This is a genomic window from Nocardia carnea (assembly GCF_029868855.1).
GTDB classification, from domain to species: Bacteria; Actinomycetota; Actinomycetes; order Mycobacteriales; family Mycobacteriaceae; genus Nocardia; species Nocardia carnea_A.
Window position 1 is genome coordinate 1 of record NZ_JARWOV010000261.1, and the last position, 18110, is coordinate 18110.

The following is an 18110-nucleotide window of genomic DNA, read 5'->3' on the forward strand; positions in this document are numbered from 1 at the left end:
AACCCTGTAACCGCAGTGCGCGCAATGCGGCGAGCTGGGTCAGCAGCACGCCCGGCATGGATACCGCCGCCGATCGCAGCACCCGCTCCGACGGCGCGTCCGAAACCGCGGTCTCGTCGTCGGCGAGGTCGTCCTCCAGCATCCAGGCCACCGGGTCGAAACCGACCGGGCGCACCGTGAGCAGCTGATCGGCCACCGGCTCCAGCAGCGCGGCGGCCTCGTTGACCAGAGCGGTCAGGTCGGGCTCCAGCGCCGCGTCGCGGGCGATTTCGGACAGCTCGCCCAGCCAGCTGGCCCCCTGCCCGCCGAAGGCCAGGGCGTAGGGGGTGCCTGCGCGCAACTGGTCCAGCAGCGGCGTGCGATTCGTCTCGGAGACAGTCCGGCCCACGGTCGCGTTCACCCGGTATCCGGGACCGGACGCGGTGCTCTCGTTAATCGTCAAGACGCTTCGACTTTCTCTCGTGGCGACAGGTCTGCGGAGACTTCCCCGGCTCCCGGCCGCGCGCAGGAATCCCACGCTCGACGGCCTGATATCAGCGAGGATTCCACAAAATCATGAGGGAACCCTCACGTTTGCCGCTCCGCGCGCCACTTACCCACCGGTATTCAGGTACCGATGTACCAGAATGCCGCGAAACATGATCCTCCCTCATGTTTGAACCCGCAGGTGAGGACGCGTACTTACCGCGGCGAAACATGAGCACCCCTCATATTGGCGGTTATCGAATCGTTATAATCGCAGGTGGGGTTACCGGCCAGTACGAAACCCCGGCCCACGTCTTCGCGATCACGCTCCGGCCCGGTAGAGTTTGGACGGTCGTACCATCACGCGCGAGTGGCGAAATTGGCAGACGCGCCAGATTTAGGTTCTGGTGTCCACGGACGTGGGGGTTCAAGTCCCCCCTCGCGCACAAAAAGGTGGTGAACGCACCCCCTCCAACCGAAAGGTGTTCAAGTACCACTTGAACACCGTCTGGAGGATCTGTGTTCGCCCGTGTCTGCCTTCGTTATTGCGCCGCTGAACTGCGGCGACATGTGGGCCGCAATCTACTCCCCGTCCGCCTGGCAGGGATGGTTTTCACCACCTTCGGTGGTGGTTCCCGGTGATCGCACCTGTGATTCCGCCACAAACCCCGTGGCAGGAACAGGTCCACGGACCGGACCCCGTACACCGGGTGCCGCCGGTTGCCGATCGCGATGTGTGGGTGGGTGTGTCGAGAGTCGCCGAAGGCGGGCGGGTCACAGACAAACCGTTGCTGGACCGGCTGGGCTGGACGGCCTCGATGCGCCTCGCAGTGGAGTACCGGGAGCCGGGCGTGCTGCTGGCCCGCCCTGACACCGCCGGTGCGGTGCGAGTGTCTCCGTCCGGGTATTTCCGGGTTCCGTACCGGTTGCGGCGGCCGGTGTTCCTCTCGATCGGCGACCGGGTGCTGCTGTTGAGTCGTCGCGGCGCGGACCGCCTGCTGATCTGTCCTCCCACCGCGCTGGCGCAGTTCTTCGCCGAGCAGTTGGCTGGTTTGCAGGGGCACGGGCGGTGACCGCCGCCGGAGGCGGCGGTCCAGGAGAGACCGGGGCCGAGGCTCTGGCTGCTGCGCGGGTCGTGCTGGCACAGATGGGCATCTCCCCCGCCGATCTCGCCGCGCGGCCGATCCAGGTACCGACGTTCGCCGAGGTGATCCCGCAGGTTCGAGCCACCCTGACCCCGGGGACGCTGCGTACCTATAACACTCACTTCGCTCGCCTGTTGGACCGGTGGCCCGATCGCCGCCTCGACGAGCCGGGCGTGGCCGAACTGCAAGCCATGGCGGTGGAGGTCACCCGCAGTGCGGCCACGAACCGAGCGTCCCGGGGCGGGCGCGGCGCCGGCGAGAATTTCGTTGCCGCGGTGCGGTGCCTGTACCGGTTCGCCGAGAACCGTTGGATCTCCCCTGCCGATAACCCGGCCCGCCGCGTGGAGAAGCCAGGCCGCCGGGCGTCACAGCGGTTCGCGATCCCGGCGCCACAGCTGGCCGAGATCTGCCGTGTCGCGGCGATGACCGGCACCGACCCGGAGCTGGATTCGCTGATTCTGCGGTTGGTCACCGAAACCGCCTGCCGCCGCGGTGGCGCGCTGGCGTTGCGGCCGAAAGATCTGGACCGGGACCAGTGCCTGGTTTACCTGCGAGAAAAGGATGCAAGCGACCGCTGGCAGCCGGTATCCCCCACGCTCATGCGATATCTGCTCACGCACGCCGCTGAGCGCGGCAGCCCGCCCGAGGGGCAGTTGCTGCGATACAGCAACGGCCGCCCGATCACGTCCCGCCGCCTCGACCACCTGTGGAAGCGACTCGGCCAGGAACTGCCGTGGGTCGCCGCCCAAGGCGTCACTACGCACTGGTTGCGTCACACCACGTTGACGTGGGTCGAGCGCACGTTCTCCTACGCGGTGGCCCGCGCCTACGCCGGCCACGACAGCAAAGCCAACGGTGTCACCACGACCTATGTGAAGGCCGACATCACCGAAGTGGCCGCCGCGGTCGCGGTCCTGACCGGTGAACCACACCCCCTGGCCGACCACCAGACGAACAGCACCCCGACCAGGTGGTCGCCTGCTCCGTGACCGCAGAAGGGAATCCCTCTGTGCCCACCGCCAACACAACCAGCAACGAATCGACCACAGCCACCGATGAGCAGTCGCCTCGCGAACCGAGCACAGGCCCCACTCCTGCACGCGGTCCCCGTGCGCACGGGTTCTTCTGGTCGGTACTCATAGCCGCCGCGGCGGTCAGCATCACCGGCAACGCTCTGCACGCGCTCCTACACGCGACCGCGTTGCCGGTGCTGGCGGCTGCAGTAGCGGTCATTCCACCGTTGGCGCTGCTGGCCGCTGTCCACGGCGTCGCGCTGCTGCTGCGTGCGCACGCCCGCGCACGCGGCACCCACCTTGTCGCTACTGCGATGACCGCACTGATCGCGGCCGGTGCGTTCTGGCTGTCGTTCACCGCCCTGCGCGCGCTCGCGGTCACCGCCGGGATACCGGCCGGGGAAGCATGGCTGTGGCCGCTGATCATCGAAGGCTCCATGGCCCAAGCCACCGTCGCACTGCTTGCACTCGCCCACTCCAGCGCACGCACCAACACCGCCACCACGCACCGCAACCTGAGCACACCGCAACAGAACACCCGATCCCCGGCAGCCGAATCTCGCCGCCGTGCGCACGCACCAGCTGGCGCTCGCGTGCGCACGCCGCACGCTGGGCAGCCCGGACGAGCGCTGAACCAGGAGGAGGTGACCGCGATCGCGCAGGCCTTGTGTGCACGCGATCCCAGCGGCCGCCGCGACCCCGCTCTGGTCGCCAAAGCACTCCAGCACCATCACCTCGATGGCTGGAACCCGACCCGCATCGCCGCCGAACTGAACAAGAGCCGCTCCACCATCAGCCGAATCCTCCGCGATGCCAATACCATCCCCACTCCGGCACCGGAGTCTTCGAACCCTCCAATCAGCAAGATCGGAGCCACCGAATCTCCGGGAACCACCCGTTCGGAAGCCGATCTTTCTCGCGCCCCCTGAACGCGTTCTCGAAAGAAACGGGTGCAGGGGGTGTCTCGACATCAAGGAGCAACCGGTGTTGGATGATACGACCAGTGTTCTTCCGAGTGCCCTGAAATCTGTTTCGCCTCACACCACCACCACTGTCGGTGTCCGGGCGGACGAGGGGGAGATCCGCATGGATACCGATATCACCTGCCCGCACTGCTACAGCCTCGATCTCGTACAAAGCGTTCCCGCCCTGCACGCCGACAGCGTGTCCACCAGCTTCAGCAGCACCAACCACACCGGCGTCGGCATCACCAGCCACGGATTCGTACCCGTCATCGGCACATCCGACATCGAGCGCACAAATACCAGCGCCCTCGTACGGGCTCTGCCGCTGGGGCCCCGCGAACAACCGATCGGCCGCCTTGTCAGGTGGGGATCGCTGCTATCGATCCCAGCCGTGTTGACACTCATCGTTGCCGTTGCCTATATCCGGACACTGTCGGGCTCCGAGGCGTGGTCGACAGCAGTCGCTGCCGTGGTGATGGTTGGACTGTATTCCCTGCCAGGTTCGATCCCGTTGCTGTTCGCCGCGCTTCGTGCTCGCGACAATGCCAAGATCCGGCGGGGCCGTCCGGCAGCGTGGGCGGTGTGGAGCTCGGCCTGGTATTGCCATCGTTGTGGTCTCGCGTACTGGCCCGTCTCGCCGGCCCCCTCCATACCGGCGCGGCAGGGTTTCGCGCCGAACCAGTTTCAGTGGTTCGTATGGAGAGCCGGGCGCTACGCTCGTGTGTAACAACGAGCCCCAACAGTCACCTCTGTTGCCCCTTGTCGCCTCTTTTCTGAGCCTCCCCCGCCTCGCTGACAACGTCGCCGGGACCAGAATCTCTGCCCTTTACTGACTGTGTAGCGTGCCGAGCTCCTGCCGGAGCACGGGGCGGGCTGCCGCTCGAATGGCCGGTTTCTCTGCGAGCTGCCGCCACAAGTTGCCGGACCTGTCGGGGTGTGATTTCGAGCAGGTCGGCGATCTCGTCGTCGGGATCGCCATGCTGTTTGATCGACGCGACAGCGGCGGCTTGCCGAGCACGCTGCACCGCCACCTGTTCTGTTGCCCCGGCCTCGAGTTCGGCGATCCGGTTTCGTAGCTGCTCGATCTCGGTGTCACGGCGTGTGGTGATGGCGTTGATCGCCTGCCAGGCGGAGATGTATTCCGCGACAGCCGCTTTGATCTCTTTCTCCCGTTGACGCTCCCGCACACGGCGCTGCCGTAGTCGATCCCGGGACCGTTCCAAACGTTCGGAGACTTCCGGCGACTTCGCGCCGCGTCTCGGATTAGGCATCACAGGCTCCTATCCCAGCCTGCCAGCCTGATGCTTCCCCAACCCGCATTCTACGCCCCCCTGAACTCATCCCCTCACGAACTTCCTCCTGCCCTGAGTCGCGCCGGATGCACTCGGGCGTTCCTGCCTGCCCGTCCCACGAGAGGATCTCATGCTCGACAACAATCGCTCTGCCACCACCTCACCGGACCGAGCTGTGTGGATCGACGATCCGGGCGAGTTCATGGCCTCGGTGCCCGCGATCCTCGGTTTCGTCCCCCACCGTTCCCTGGTCGTCGCACTACTCAGCCTGGTATCCAACCGGCGCATCGCTGCCATCAACGCGGTGATCCGCTGCGACCTGCACGACCCGCACGACATGGCCGACGCCGTCGCAACAGCGGCTGCCGCCAACAGCGCTGACGCGGTCCTCGTTTTCGTCATCGACGACCGGCAGCCTCCACTGCATCCCTACGACACCGTCCTGATCGCTGTGCACGATCGGCTCGCCGAGTCCGACATCGAGGTCAAAGGCGCCTGGACCGTGGACCGCCTCACCACCGGGCAGCGGTGGCGCAGCCTGCGCCCACCCCACCGAGCCGGGCGGCTTCCCGACCCAGCGACCACCGTCACCGCAGTCGACCGCGTCTACCGAGGCGGGTCGGTCGCACCCGACCGACGGACCCTCGAAGACCTGTTCACCCCACTGCCCACACTGGGCAAGCAGATCTCCGAACATCTCCCCGACGCCGAAACCCGCCTCCATCCAGGTGACGCCGACGCGCGGACCCGCCGGCGGATCCGAACCATGCTGCACACCGAGGCCGCCGCGGATGCCGATGTGAGACCTGGCCCGCGTGCACTCGCCGAAACCGCCGTCGCCTGGCGCGACGACCCGGCTCGCGACGCCACACTCGCCCTGGCCGGCACGGTCCACGCCAACGCCGCCGAACAGATAGCACTCACATTGACACGCGCACAGACCGGGAAGGATCGCGCCCGTGCCGCGTCGGTGCTGGCGTTCCTGACCTACCACCGAGGTGAGGGCACCCTGGCAGGCATGGCTCTCGAGGCCGCCCTCACCGCCGATCCCTACAACAGCCTCGCAGCGCTGCTGCGCACCGCACTCGATTGCGCCCTGCCCGCCGACCGGATGCACACGACGGCCCGCCACGCCCGCGAAGCACTGGCCGCCGAGGGGTTCACCATCCCGCCGGAGACGATCCCAGATCGGCCGTGACCACCGCCGATAGCGGATTTAACAGGACGGATTCCGCAGTTCGGCGAGGAACGCCTCGATCGCCGCGGTGAGGATTTCAATCAAGTCCAGAGCACCGACCGCTGTTTACCCGCATAACGGCTGGCGCGCCGGCGAGCACGCAGTGTGAGCACTGAAGCAGCAGCGCATCGGGCCGTTCGACGCAGGCGCAACCGACGATCCACTCGCCAGCGTCCCCAAGGCGAAGACGGCTCGAGATGCGGCCGGACGAGACTATCCGCGCCCCAGATGGCCATACACCGAGAACGCCGAACCAGCATCGAATCCTCTTCGAGCCGATCAACGGTGAGCCATCCTCTATGTCAGCCGCTCGTCAACTCCCCATGGAGTACTTCCCAGGCTTAATCCAGTGCGCTATTGCGGGATCGGAGACCTGCCCGGGGTTCTGATCCCGGGAATTCCCCAGCCGCCTGTGGATAACCACCCGCACCGTGTGGATAACCCGAATCCCTTTCTGAAGTAACAGGGTTCATAGCGCACCAACCGTCTCCGGCACCGGCGTTCGTCTATCTCCTGCGCCGCTTTCCCGTGACGATCGGCCGCGCTGCCGCGTCCCGGCTCTTCCCGACATCCGAACCCGGCGCTGCCTGGAACTCCCAACCAGCCAGCAGTACTCACTGCTTCCCTGTCCACGCCGAGGCGAAGCCATCCGCTGCGTCTCGGGTTTCGCTGTCTTTCGGAAGGTGTGTTCGTCATGCCCGACACCGTGCACTCGATCCCCTGTCCGGTCTGCCACCGCCAGGACCACCCCGCGGTATGCCCGGTCGGCACGGACCTCGTCTGCCAGGCTTGCTTCGCAAGTCTGCGCCCGTGTGGCCGCTGCCGCCAACCCGCGCTCGCCCTCACTGCCGTCGTGGGCATCGGGCTGGCGTGCGAGCGGTGCGTGACCCGCTACCACCCATGCGTGTCCTGCGGGGAACTGACCGGACCCGGGATGCGCACCGAACAAGACGACCCACTCTGTCCGAACTGCGCTTACGGATTGTTCGACAGCTGCTTCGGCTGCGACCGGTTCAGCGCCGCGAGCCGGTACCTATCCGGCGGGTACCGCGCCTGCACCCGCTGCGCACAGTCCCGATACTCCGAGTGCCGGGAGTGCGGGACGCTGTTGCGGGAGAACGGGTCCTGTGACCTGTGCGCGCACCCAGGGCGGGTGCGGTCCTACAGCTATAAACCCGACCCCCGCTTCCACGGTGAAGGCCCCTTGTATTTGGGGTTGGAGCTCGAGGTCATCGTCCCCGACTACCGCTACAGCGAAGCCGTCGCCGCGGCCACAGCCCGGTTGGGACGGTTGGGGTATCTGAAGAAAGACTCCTCGATTGAGCCCACCGGCTTCGAAGTCGTAACTCACCCGCTCGCGTACCGATTTGCGATCGAGGAGTTCCCCTGGGCACTGCTGGGCGAACTCGAAGAACTCGGATGCTGGACCGACAACACGGTGGGCCTGCATGTGCACGCGAGCCGGGCCGGATTCGCTTCTCCCGCTCACGTGTATCGGTGGATGAAGCTGCTGTACCGCAACGAGACCGAGGTCTCTCGCCTTGCCAGGCGCCGCTCCCGCTATGCCCCGTTCGACCGCATCGCCCGCGCCCGGGCCCGTGATACCGCCAAGGACCATAAGCACGCGGTAGGGCTGGACCGGTATCAGGCGATCAACCCGCACCCGCGCCACACGCTCGAACTGAGGGTGTTCGCCAGTTCCCTGGATGTGGGGCAGGTGCAGGCGGCTCTCGCGTTCACCGCGGCCTCCATCGACTACACCCGACACCTCACCATCGGCGATATCCGATCCAGCGGCTGGGACTGGTTCAGCTTCGCCGAATGGGTCGCGGGCCGGCCGGAGTACGCGCCGCTGGCGGTGGAGATGGAGGCCCTGGCATGTGCCTGCTGACCTACTTCCCCGCCGGCATCACCCCGGACCCGGTGGCGTTGCACCTCGGGGCGGTAGCCAACCCGCACGGCCACGGTTTCGCTGTCATCGCCGAGCCGGAACACCGCATCATTGTCGGCCGCGGCATGCGCGCCGAACAGATGGTCGACCGATTCCTGGCCGTGCGCGACCACTACCCCGGCGGTCCGGCGTTGTTCCATTCTCGCTATGCCACCCGGGGCGTGCACGGGGTGGAGAACTGCCACCCTTTCCGGCTCGGCGGTGACCCGCGCACCGTCCTCGCTCACAACGGCACCCTGCCCAAACGGGTATGGCCCCGCGCCTACGACCTCCGGTCCGATACCCGGATCGCGGCGGAAGAGTACCTGCCCACCTGGCCGTTCGGGTCGATCGACACCACCCGCGGTTTCCGCGGGCTGGAGTCATGGCTGGGGCCCAGCAAGCTGGTCCTGCTCACCATCGACCCCACCTACCAGCGGTCCGCCTATGTGTTCAATGAGCGGGCCGGGGTGTGGGAAGACGGGATCTGGTACTCCAACACCAACTACAGGAGCGCCTATCTGACCCGGATGCGACGGGCGGTCTGCCGGTACTGCCTGCACCTGGACCTCGACCGGGCGGGCCGGTTCTGCGACCGATGTGGTTGGTGTTTCGGCTGCGAAGCCGTCTTCCCGCGCTGCTGCTGCACCCGAACCCGTAGACGCACGGCACGCACGCTGTCGCGCTGAGCTCCCTTTCCACGCGCGCCCCGGTGGACCCGGCTCGTCCCGGCGCCTGACCGCCGCAGTTTCCGCCCCGCTGCTACCGCCCGATTCGGGCTGTGGCAGCGGGGCTTTCTCGTTTCCGCGTCTCTGACCAGTTCATGTGAAAGGTCGTGATCTACCCATGCCTTCGGCAGCCCTGCTCGCTCCGGTCGTCTGTGGCGACTGCTCCCACACCATCCCGCCCGACGAAGACGCCATCGCGGTCGACGGGGTGTCGTTGTGCTCGGACTGCGCCGCCGATGCGGTGTATTGCGATGAGTGCAGTGAACGCACCCGCGACCCACACCTGACCGTCTCCGACACGCACCTGTGCGAGGACTGCGCCCGCAGGTGGTCGCAGTGCGACGAGTGCCACCTGTATGCCCGCTATATCACCGCGATCATCGGCGGCCCGGATGTCTGCGAAGGCTGCGCCGAGGAGTACCCGGTCTGCGATGACTGCTCCAACCGCTGCCACGGCACCGACCCGGTCGAGGGCGGTGATGACGTCTGCCGCGACTGCCGCCTCGAGGATTACCACGAATGCGAGGACTGCTCCACCCTGATCCGCTGGGACGACGATTACTGCGCCTCGTGCGCCCCTGATCATCCCAGCCACGACGGAATCCACGACTACGCCTACAAACCCGAACCGGTCTTCCACGGCCACGGTCCGTTGTTCCTCGGGCTGGAACTGGAGCTGAAAACCCCGAACTACGCGCTTGTCGAGGCCGCCGAGACCGCACTCGCCGAACTCGGAGACCTCGGCTACCTCAAGACCGACTCCTCAATCCACGGTTCCGGATTCGAACTCGTCTGCCACCCGATGGATTACTCCTACGCGCGCAGCGAGTTCCCGTGGTCGCTGCTCCCGCGGCTGCGGCTTCTCGGCGCTTTCACCGACGACGAGGTCGGCATCCACGTCCACCTCTCCCGCGCTGGGTTCGACAGCCCGGCCCACATCTATCGGTGGATGAAGTTCGTCTACCGCAACCAGGACCCGGTCACCGTCCTGGCACGCCGCGACACCTCGCGGTGGGCCGACTTCGGCACCTATGCCCGGGAGCGGATGGCCGACTACGCCCGCGGTAGACGCAACGGCCTGCGCTACGAGGCGATCAACGTCTGCCCGGCCGACACCTTCGAACTGCGCGTTTTCGCCAGTTCCCTGCACCGCCAACAAGTTCAGGCCGCCCTCGCCTTCGCCGACGCGTCAGTCGAATACACCCGCGGGCTCACCGCGGCGCAAGTCGCGCGCCGCCGGGGCTGGGAATGGGCGGCGTTCACGGCCTGGATCGCCGCGCGCCCCCGCTACGCCGCCCTCACCTCCGAGCTCGAGGACCTCGCATGTGCATCCTGACCTTCATCAAACCCGGGATCACCCCCGACACCGACCTGCTGCTGCGCGGCGCGCTGGTCAACCCCGACGGACACGGCTACGCCCTCCACGCCGGCGACCAGATCCTGACCGGCCACAGTCTCGACGCACCGGAACTGATCGCCGAATTCTCGAAACTACGCACCCGCCATCCGGACGGCCCGGCATTGTTTCACTCGCGGCTGGCCACTCACGGTGTCGAAGACCTGAGCAACTGTCACCCGTTCGCGGTGGGTGGTGACGAGCGCACCATGCTCGCACACAACGGGATCCTTCCCAAAAACGTCCACCCGGCGAAGGGGGACCCCCGCTCGGATACCCGTATCGCCGCCGAGGATTTCCTGCCTCGCCGACCGTTCGGGTCGCTGGATTCGTGGGCCGGCCGTGAGCGTCTGGAGCGGTGGCTGGGCCGCGACAAGCTGGTGCTGCTCACCGTCGACCCCGCCTACAAACACCCCGCCTACATCTTCAACGAACACCGCGGGCATTGGGTCGAAGGCTCCTGGTACTCCAACGACACCTACCGCTGGCGACTATGGCTCGACGAGGCCGGCTGCGAGGCCTGCGGGGAGTACGAACCCGACAAATTCGGGCCGCATTGCCCCACCTGCGGGCACTGCGAAGAATGCCGGCGACCGTTCCCGGAATGCGTATGCGCTGATCTCGACGGGCTCGAACGCTACGCCGACCTCGAGCTCGATCACTGGCTCTACGACACCGCCTGACCCGTACCCGGGTTCCCCAACCCTTCCACCCCGCATACATGCCATCGATCACGAAGGAAGGGGGCAGCCGGTGGACGTTCACCTCGTGCTTGACCTACTCCTCATCTGCGGGCTGTGGCGACTCGACCTGGTCACCACCCGCATCGACTCACACCTGCACCGCCGGCACCCGGACCGGTAAGCGACCCGCGACATCACCAGCCACGGGTCGTCCTCATCCGAACGGTTCCGCGGGCAGCCCGCCGCAGGCCGGACTCCGGTCTGCGGCGCTCGCGCTCACGAATTCGAGGTGCTCATGAATTCCTCCCCTACCCCACCCACGGACGGACCCGATGTTCCTGAGCGGTTGGCGGCGGCGCCGACCGCGCAAGGGATGGTCGTCCCGTACATCACCGTGACCCATAGTGACCGGTCCCGGCCGGCGTGGGGCCAAATCGATCCGGCCAGGTTGCTCACCGCGTTGGTGGACCGGTTGTGTCAGATCTGCGGCCAGCCGCTCGAGGACCCGGCCGTGCTGCATCTGCGGCCCACCGACTACCTGCGCGGGATCACTCCCGAACCCGCAACCCACCGCGAGTGCAGCACGTATTCCACCCGGGTCTGTCCGATGCTGGCAGGACGCACGCATCGCTACAGCCCGGTCACCCGCGACCAGTTCACCCGCTGCGACGATCCCGCGTGTGGTTGCCGGTCCTGGGTACGTAGCGAACCCGACCCGAAACACACCCCACGCGAGGGCCAGCCCGCCGAGGCGTGGTACCGGGTCGAGATCGGGTTGGCCGACTACCGCATCATCACCGACCCCGGCAACGACCGCCAACCCTCGGTCGTCGGGGTCGCCCTGCGGGATCTGCGTTTCCGCAGCATCCACCCGGTCCGGGACCCCGCACCGGGTACTGCAGACCGGCAACCGGTCGACCTGCTCGCGACACTGATCGCCGTTCGTACTCTGTTCGGTGAAGGTGGTGCGTTCTCGTGACCCGCCGTGGCGTAGAAGAATCCGATTCGCTTCACGGTTTCTACGCCTTCGCCACCCGGGTCGCGCAGGCACTCGGGCCCGGGTGGAGCGCCGAACACAGCAACCTGGACCTGCGTCGCAGCGTGCTGCACGGGCCCGGCGGTCAGTGTCTGAACCTGGCCCATGGTGATGACTCGCACCGGCGCAGCGAGCACGGACGCATCGGCATCACCACCGGCTACGGCGATCTGGCCCGATATCTGGCCACCGCGGAAGGCCACCAGCGGATCACCGTCGCCGCCACCCGCACTCCCAGCGCTGTTGCCACGGAAATCAACCGTCGGCTGCTCTGCGAACACCAGGCGCTGCTCGCGACCTGCCGCGCCCGCGCCCGCCGCGACAACCTCGCACGCGACCGGTGCAACCAGGTCCTCACCGAAATCGGCCACCGGCTGGTATCCGTCACGCCGGTTGGTGAGGACCGGCTGCGTTTCGGATCCGTCGACGACCCGGTGTCCGGGGACCTGCGGATCCGATCCAGCGGCACCGTCGAATGGAAATTCGCCCTAAGCGCCGACCTCGCCGTAGACCTCGCCGCTGTGCTCGGCAGCTACCGGACCGCTCCGTCCACCCCCTGAACCGGCCCGCAGCCATGCCTCTCTGTGTCCTCGCCCCACCGACTTCCAGGAGCTCGCATGTCCACCACCCCGGCCCCACCGGCCGCCCCCGATCCGCAGCGCCAGCATGCGTGGGCAATGGCCGCCCGCGCCGCGATCATCGACCCAGTCACCGTCCACGAACTGCTGGCCACCAGGGATGTGGAGGAAGCCGCAGACGAACTCGTCTCTGGATCGGTCGGTGATTTTCCCTCCGCCCTGCGGGACCAGGCCAACGGGGATCTCGACCGCGCGCATCGGTCCGGTGCTCGGTTGCTGACTCCTGAAGACGAGCAGTGGCCCCACGAGTTAGATGCCCTCGATACACCCGGGACCGGCACGGTGAGTCCGGTCGCGCTGTGGATCCGCGGCGCCGGTCGCCTGGACCTGTTCGGCCAGTACCGGATCGCGGTGATCGGGGCCCGTGCCACCACGGACTACGGCGTCCGCGTCGCCGCGGACTTCGCCGGGACTTTCGCCACCGCCGGATGGACCGTGGTGTCTGGTGGTGCGTTCGGAGTCGATTCCGCCGCGCACCGTGCCGCGCTGGTGCGCCAGACGCCCACGGTCGCGGTCCTGGCCACCGGCGTGGACCGCGCCTACCCCTCCGCCCACGCCGGATTATTCGATCGGATCCGCGAGCACGGCCTGCTCGTCTCGGAATATCCGCCCGGATCCCCTGCGGCCAAATCACAGTTTCTGCAACGGAACCGGCTCGTCGCCGCCCTGTCACGGGCAGTGGTGATCCCCGAATGCGGGATCCGGAGCGGCTCCCGCAACACCGCGCGCTGGGCCCGCAACCTAGGGCGGCCTGTGTTCGCCGTCCCGGGTCCTGTCCATTCGGCGGCCTCTGCCGGGTGCCACGACCTGATCGCCACCGGCGAGGCCCAGCTGGCCACCGACCCGGAACAGACCCTTCGCACGGTCGTCGGCGAACCGCCCTCCCAGGTTGCGCCGTAGGGGGTCGGCTCATCTCGCCTGCACCACGCCACACACCCGCCTGACCGAGCACGTCTGACCAGTAACTGGAGGAACTCCCTGTGTCCGAATCGACTTCCGACCCTTGCACCTTGACCCGCGCCGACTACGACCGCCTCGAACACTACGGATACGCCGGCCCCACCACCGCACTCACCACCACCCACACCGTGGACCGGTGGCAGCAGGACCTGCCCGGGTGGCAGGCCCGGCACTGGGCCTACCTCAACGACAACGGAGTCCTGCGCCTGTCGCCGGTCAACGTCGCCCGCCGCACCACCGCGACCGCTGCCTGACACACCAACCCCGTGAATCCTCTTCAGTGAAGGAGTCCCGCTCGTGAGTTCGACCTCGCTCACCGTCGTCACCGACCCTGACCAGCCCACCGATTCCACCTCGGTCGGCTCCGCCGGGAACCGTTCACGGCCGGCCGATGCCGCCTACATGCACCCCGACGACGTGCTGATCGCCGACAACGTCCGCACAACCTTCGACCTGGGCGATCACCCCGAACAGATCGCCTCGATCCGGGAATTCGGTGTCGGGTTGCCGATCCGCGCCGAACGCGATCCCGACGGCACCGTCCACGCCATCGATGGACAGCTGCGCGTGCTGATCGCGCGCGAGGTGGGTCTCACCGAGATCCCGGTGTGGATCGTCGACGCCCTCACCGGGGATGACCGGGAGCGGCGTATCGCCCGGACCTTGACCCAGATCAATCTCAACGACCGCCGTGTTCCGCTCACCGCCGGAGATCGGGCGGCCGGGGTCGCGCAGATGCTCGACCTCGGCGCGTCGGTCACCCGGGTCGCGAAAGGCCTGCAAACCAACCGGGCCGAGGTCAAACGGACTGCGGCGATCGGGCGTTCGGCGACCGCGCAGGAGCTGCTGGGTAGCCACCAGTTCGGGCTGGACCAGCTGGCGGTGATCGCCGAATACGAGAACCTCGGCGACACCGACGCGGTCGAACGCCTCACTCGCGCGGCCCGCTACAACTTCACCTACACCCGCAACCAGATCGAGGCCGAGCGTGCCGAAATCCGCGGCCTGCTCCACGCCGCTTTGCCGTGGGCGGCCTACGGGTTCGGTGTCCTCACCCGCGATCCCGAGACCAGCAGTGCTGAGGCCGCCTATATCCCGGACGAGCTGCTCGCCGGCGCCGATGGTGAACCGGTATCCGAGTCCACCATCCTCGCCGACGCCGGTCGCTGGGTCGTGTACCTCACCGTGGAGGAGAACGGGCTGCTGGTCGACACCACCACCGGTGAGATCGTCGATTACGACGCCGTCGATTGGAACACCGATGGCGACTCCGAGGCCACGCCCGCCGACGGGCATCGGCATGCCGGCACGGTCGAATACCGCGACCGGTGGTATCCGCACTACTACCTGCCTGCCACGCAGCTGCCCGGCAGCGGCTTGCACCGGCTCACCGACCCGGCCGCCGAGGTCGCCGAACACACGCGGCTGGCCGCCGAACAAGCGGTCGCCGCCCGGGAAGCGGCGACGCGGGAGCGGCGGATGGTGCTCGAGCTCAACCGGCGCGGTAAAGCCGCCAAAGACCGCCGTCTCGACCTGCTGCCCAAGCTGGTCGCCAAGGCCACCGCGCCCGCAGGTGCCGCGGCGTTCGTGGCCCGCGCCCGCGCACACGGCTTGGACCCAAAACCGCTGGCCCTGGTGACCGAGCTGCTCGGGTTGTCAGGCGGTCGCGACGCCCTGCTCGCGGCGATCGACGAGGCTTCGGAGAACCGAGCGTGGACGATCAGCGTCGCTATCGAGCTCGCCGTCCACGAAACCGACATCGACAAGACCCTGTGGCGGCACCCCACCGCGGCCACCGGCCGATACCTGCGCTTCCTCGATGCCATCGGGGACGCCTACGAGTTCGGGCTGGTCGACGTCGAACACGCCGCCCTCGGTGACGTCAAACCCGCCGATATCGACCTCACCGCCGCATGACCTGCCGCCCTGTGGTCCGCGTCGCCATGCCGCGGGCCGCAGCACGGCCGCAGTCCGCCGCGACCCAGGAAGGAATTTCAACCCGTGAGCAACGACGGCTCGACCGCTTTGTGGTTCCCACTACAGGAAGTCATCACGGTCGCCGAACACGCGATAGCAGCGCGGAAGCATTCCCGCTGTCCGTTCGCCGACGACCAAGTCCCGACGGCGCCGTCCTTGATCTGGACGAAGAACGACGGCACCTACCTCTGGAGCAACGGAGTACCTCGCCAGCAACGAGACCCCGCCGATCCGGATTCGGACCCGCTGACGGTGCATGCCCTGGGTTGGGGACCGGGCACTGGGCCCGAGGTCGGTGCGACTCCGGTCGGTGGTGATGATTTCCACGAATACATCGACCTCACCGAACAGTATTCCGACGGGCACACCCTCATCGGAGTGATCCGCAACTACACCGCCGACAACGGGTGGCTGATCATCACCGCGATGCCCGGCCGCTTCGAAATCTCGCTGACCACAGCCGCACCGCGCAAACGGGCCGGCCGCTGAGTGACCACGGCGGAGGTGGGTGCGCCCCTTGGAGGGGGCTCATCTCGGACGCACCCACCCGCGCCACACCGGCAACCGGCCATCAACGGGGGATAGCGGCCGCACCAGTGCCGGGCGTCCTGCAAAGAACGAAAGCTTGCGGTCAATCCCCCGATCCCCCAGCGACGCGCACCCCACGATAGCGAACATGCGCCCGGGCCGAAACCCGGAATCCGCCGCCTGTGGATAACCACCCCCGTCGAGGAAGGCCATCACGATCCCGACCAGCACCACCCCGGTCACGGATGTGGATGAGCCACTGACGCGTTCACCCGTCCCCCTATCGAGGAGATCTTGCAGTGTCTGCTTTCGTACCCCTGTGCATCGCCGCGGTGATCCGCCATGACTGACGATCCCCGCACAAACGCCCCCGTCGACCCCCACGCGACCCGGACGGAACTGGCGGCCCGGCATCTACATGCCGCCGGCTTGGAGATTGTGTGCCGCGGTTGGCGCAATCCCTACGGCGTACTCGATCTCGTGGCCCGCGATGCCGGTGTCACCGTGTTCGTCGCGGTCACGACCGGGTCCAGGCCCGGCGACCCGCTCGCCCCGGGCTCCATGCCACAGGCCAGACAGCAGCGCATCCGTCGGCTCGCGTTGCTGTGGCTCGCCGACCACGACGGCCCCCGGCACCGCATCCGCTTCGACGTCGTCACCGTCGTGCTCTGCACCGGCAGCGACCCGGTGATCGACCACCACCGGGCAGTGTTTTAGACACCACCGTTCGAACAGGGCCGGCCGAGCGCGGAGCCCGGCCCGGCTGTCGAATCTTGCGCTGTGTTCGCACCGGCTGGCATGCGGGCTGCGATGTGTCACCACCCCTCGAGTGAAAGAGAGAATCACGATGTCTTGGGACACCCTGCTGGTAGTGAAGGGAAATCTTGCTGCCGATGTCGAGTTGAAGTTCACTCCGGCCGGTTACGCGGTCGCGAACTTCACCGTCGTGTCGACGCCGCGCTATTTCAACCGCGCCGCGGGCGAGTACCGCGACGGCGAACCGGTATTCACACGCTGCACCGCGTGGCGACAGACCGCGGAGAACCTCGCCGAATCGGTGACACGGGGAGCACGCGTGATCGTCGTCGGCAGGTTGAAACAGCGGTCGTAGCAAACCTCGGACGGGCAGAACCGCAGTATCACTGAACTCGACGTCGACGACGTCGGCCCCTCGTTGCGCAACGCGACCACCGCCGTCCGGCGCACCCACAACCCGAGCACCGCGAACCCTACCGGCCCCGAACGCGGCACGCCGCGGGAGCCGGTCGGCGCCCCCGCAGGCGATACGTGGAGTGGTTCGCCCGGGTTCTGATCCCCAACGTTCACGAGAGGTGAAAGGAAGCAGGCGATGTCAGCGTTCATCGTGAGCAACGGGCATATCGACGTGCTGGTCAACGCGGTCGCCCAGTACGGCGTCGCCCCCACCCGCACCAGCCGGATCGACTACCGGGCGCTGGGGCAGCTGTTGTGGGACGAGAACGTCCGCTCGGTCGATCACCGATACCGGGAATCCCATCCGCGCGACCGCTACGTCCTGCACACCACCGAAGGCGACCTGGACCCCGTAGCAGTGCTCAAAGCCGTCGATTGCTACGTCTACCAATCCTGCGAACACCCCGGGTGGGAGGACAGCGATGCCCACACGTGGATGACGCGGCTGCGTGAGGCGATCTACACCGCCACACCGGGTTACCGCCCACTGGTGCCGAGTCGTTATTCCGTGGGACGGATGGTGCCCGCCTATACAAATGAGGACGAGTACGCGCAACGCCCGTGGCCGTTCACCCGGCTCGAGGACGCCGTATCAGGCGACATCGGCGTATCGGCCGCAGTGGATGCGGTGACCGCCGAATCCTAGCGCTTCGCCGCGTCCGCGTCCTTGGCCGGACCGGTCTCCTCGGCCGGCGGTCTTCTCAAGAAGTGGTGGCGGGCAGGGCTGGCCGTCTGGCCGGGCGCCCCGCCTTCCCGAGTGCTACCAGGGCGCGGGGGGGGGGGGGGGGGGGGGGGGGGGGGGGGGCGGGGCGCGGGGCCGCGCGCGGCCCGCGGGCCCCGCCCCCCCCCCGCCGGGCCCAGGCCCCCCCGCGCCGGCCGACGGCGACCGCGCGCGCGCCCCGGAG

The 18110-nt window shown here is 67.5% G+C and carries 19 protein-coding genes, 1 tRNA gene and 1 pseudogene; 19 read left to right on the forward strand and 2 right to left on the reverse strand.

From position 1 onward, the window contains the following. Nucleotides 1–442 (reverse strand): hypothetical protein (locus tag QH195_RS27095; protein WP_280437487.1); only part of this gene is annotated, 442 nt, incomplete at its 3' end. A 387-nt stretch (nucleotides 443–829) separates the two neighbouring features. Here QH195_RS27095 and QH195_RS27100 point away from each other — a divergent pair. The 5 genes from QH195_RS27100 to QH195_RS27120 all read left to right on the forward strand — a co-directional run bounded on the left by QH195_RS27100 (nucleotide 830) and on the right by QH195_RS27120 (nucleotide 4315). Continuing rightward, nucleotides 830–911: transfer RNA gene (locus QH195_RS27100), tRNA-Leu, on the forward strand. 192 nt (nucleotides 912–1103) lie between these two features. Next, nucleotides 1104–1538, forward strand: coding sequence for a hypothetical protein (locus tag QH195_RS27105; protein ID WP_280437488.1), 435 nt, complete (start codon nucleotides 1104–1106; stop codon nucleotides 1536–1538). Further along, nucleotides 1535–2599: a tyrosine-type recombinase/integrase gene (locus QH195_RS27110; RefSeq protein ID WP_280437489.1), complete on the forward strand. Its 1065-nt coding sequence runs from the start codon at nucleotides 1535–1537 to the stop codon at nucleotides 2597–2599. Before QH195_RS27105 ends, QH195_RS27110 begins: the two co-directional genes overlap by 4 nt. A gap of 20 nt (nucleotides 2600–2619) precedes the next feature. Then, nucleotides 2620–3552, forward strand: a complete 933-nt coding sequence (locus QH195_RS27115) for a DUF2637 domain-containing protein (RefSeq protein ID WP_280437490.1) — start codon at nucleotides 2620–2622, stop codon at nucleotides 3550–3552. A gap of 55 nt (nucleotides 3553–3607) precedes the next feature. Further along, entirely contained in the window at nucleotides 3608–4315 is a 708-nt protein-coding gene (locus tag QH195_RS27120) for a hypothetical protein (RefSeq protein WP_280437491.1), read from the forward strand. A 16-nt stretch (nucleotides 4316–4331) separates the two neighbouring features. Here QH195_RS27120 and QH195_RS27125 read toward each other — a convergent pair whose 3' ends face one another. Further along, nucleotides 4332–4859, reverse strand: coding sequence for a hypothetical protein (locus QH195_RS27125; RefSeq protein WP_280437492.1), 528 nt, complete (start codon nucleotides 4857–4859; stop codon nucleotides 4332–4334). 151 nt (nucleotides 4860–5010) lie between these two features. Between QH195_RS27125 and QH195_RS27130 the strand changes: the two genes are divergently transcribed. The 14 genes and pseudogenes from QH195_RS27130 to QH195_RS27195 all read left to right on the forward strand — a co-directional run bounded on the left by QH195_RS27130 (nucleotide 5011) and on the right by QH195_RS27195 (nucleotide 17851). Continuing rightward, entirely contained in the window at nucleotides 5011–6078 is a 1068-nt protein-coding gene (locus QH195_RS27130) for a DUF4192 domain-containing protein (protein ID WP_280437493.1), read from the forward strand. Nucleotides 6079–7270: 1192 nt separating this feature from the next. Continuing rightward, nucleotides 7271–8008, forward strand: a complete 738-nt coding sequence (locus tag QH195_RS27135; RefSeq protein ID WP_280437494.1) for a hypothetical protein — start codon at nucleotides 7271–7273, stop codon at nucleotides 8006–8008. After that, nucleotides 7996–8736 (forward strand): class II glutamine amidotransferase, encoded by a 741-nt coding sequence (locus QH195_RS27140; protein ID WP_280437495.1) that lies wholly within the window; start codon nucleotides 7996–7998, stop codon nucleotides 8734–8736. The genes QH195_RS27135 and QH195_RS27140 overlap by 13 nt, the downstream gene beginning before the upstream one ends. Nucleotides 8737–8893: 157 nt before the next feature. Next, nucleotides 8894–10111, forward strand: a complete 1218-nt coding sequence (locus QH195_RS27145) for a hypothetical protein (protein WP_280437496.1) — start codon at nucleotides 8894–8896, stop codon at nucleotides 10109–10111. After that, complete coding sequence (locus QH195_RS27150) at nucleotides 10099–10854, forward strand: class II glutamine amidotransferase (protein ID WP_280437497.1); 756 nt, start codon at nucleotides 10099–10101, stop codon at nucleotides 10852–10854. The genes QH195_RS27145 and QH195_RS27150 overlap by 13 nt, the downstream gene beginning before the upstream one ends. Before the next feature lie 295 nt (nucleotides 10855–11149). Next, nucleotides 11150–11833, forward strand: coding sequence for a hypothetical protein (locus QH195_RS27155; protein WP_280437498.1), 684 nt, complete (start codon nucleotides 11150–11152; stop codon nucleotides 11831–11833). Continuing rightward, the gene (locus QH195_RS27160) at nucleotides 11830–12450 is read left to right on the forward strand and encodes a hypothetical protein (RefSeq protein ID WP_280437499.1); all 621 of its coding nucleotides are present in this window, start codon (nucleotides 11830–11832) and stop codon (nucleotides 12448–12450) included. Before QH195_RS27155 ends, QH195_RS27160 begins: the two co-directional genes overlap by 4 nt. A gap of 57 nt (nucleotides 12451–12507) precedes the next feature. After that, nucleotides 12508–13428 carry a DNA-processing protein DprA gene (gene dprA / locus QH195_RS27165; RefSeq protein ID WP_280437500.1) on the forward strand — a complete coding sequence of 307 codons (921 nt, stop codon included), beginning with the start codon at nucleotides 12508–12510 and terminating at the stop codon, nucleotides 13426–13428. An 80-nt stretch (nucleotides 13429–13508) separates the two neighbouring features. Further along, nucleotides 13509–13742: a hypothetical protein gene (locus QH195_RS27170; RefSeq protein WP_280437501.1), complete on the forward strand. Its 234-nt coding sequence runs from the start codon at nucleotides 13509–13511 to the stop codon at nucleotides 13740–13742. A 43-nt stretch (nucleotides 13743–13785) separates the two neighbouring features. Further along, nucleotides 13786–15405, forward strand: a complete 1620-nt coding sequence (locus tag QH195_RS27175) for a ParB/RepB/Spo0J family partition protein (RefSeq protein ID WP_280437502.1) — start codon at nucleotides 13786–13788, stop codon at nucleotides 15403–15405. Nucleotides 15406–15489: 84 nt separating this feature from the next. Then, the gene (locus tag QH195_RS27180) at nucleotides 15490–15954 is read left to right on the forward strand and encodes a hypothetical protein (RefSeq protein ID WP_280437503.1); all 465 of its coding nucleotides are present in this window, start codon (nucleotides 15490–15492) and stop codon (nucleotides 15952–15954) included. A gap of 381 nt (nucleotides 15955–16335) precedes the next feature. Next, the gene (locus QH195_RS27185; RefSeq protein WP_280437504.1) at nucleotides 16336–16710 is read left to right on the forward strand and encodes a YraN family protein; all 375 of its coding nucleotides are present in this window, start codon (nucleotides 16336–16338) and stop codon (nucleotides 16708–16710) included. Nucleotides 16711–16840: 130 nt separating this feature from the next. Further along, a pseudogene (gene ssb, locus QH195_RS27190) lies at nucleotides 16841–17305 on the forward strand (single-stranded DNA-binding protein). 36 nt (nucleotides 17306–17341) lie between these two features. Further along, nucleotides 17342–17851 (forward strand): hypothetical protein, encoded by a 510-nt coding sequence (locus tag QH195_RS27195; protein ID WP_280437505.1) that lies wholly within the window; start codon nucleotides 17342–17344, stop codon nucleotides 17849–17851. Nucleotides 17852–18110 lie beyond the last annotated feature (259 nt).

What these genes read in the sequence shown, in the direction of transcription:
- QH195_RS27145 (WP_280437496.1), top strand. Translation starts at nt 8,894, where the DNA reads ATGCCTTCGGCAGCCCTGCTCGCTCCGGTCGTCTGTGGCGACTGCTCC.
- QH195_RS27195 (WP_280437505.1), top strand. Translation starts at nt 17,342, where the DNA reads ATGTCAGCGTTCATCGTGAGCAACGGGCATATCGACGTGCTGGTCAAC.
- dprA (WP_280437500.1), top strand. Translation starts at nt 12,508, where the DNA reads ATGTCCACCACCCCGGCCCCACCGGCCGCCCCCGATCCGCAGCGCCAG.
- QH195_RS27125 (WP_280437492.1), bottom strand. Translation starts at nt 4,859, where the DNA reads ATGCCTAATCCGAGACGCGGCGCGAAGTCGCCGGAAGTCTCCGAACGT.
- QH195_RS27155 (WP_280437498.1), top strand. Translation starts at nt 11,150, where the DNA reads ATGAATTCCTCCCCTACCCCACCCACGGACGGACCCGATGTTCCTGAG.
- QH195_RS27150 (WP_280437497.1), top strand. Translation starts at nt 10,099, where the DNA reads ATGTGCATCCTGACCTTCATCAAACCCGGGATCACCCCCGACACCGAC.
- QH195_RS27185 (WP_280437504.1), top strand. Translation starts at nt 16,336, where the DNA reads ATGACTGACGATCCCCGCACAAACGCCCCCGTCGACCCCCACGCGACC.
- QH195_RS27140 (WP_280437495.1), top strand. Translation starts at nt 7,996, where the DNA reads ATGTGCCTGCTGACCTACTTCCCCGCCGGCATCACCCCGGACCCGGTG.
- QH195_RS27130 (WP_280437493.1), top strand. Translation starts at nt 5,011, where the DNA reads ATGCTCGACAACAATCGCTCTGCCACCACCTCACCGGACCGAGCTGTG.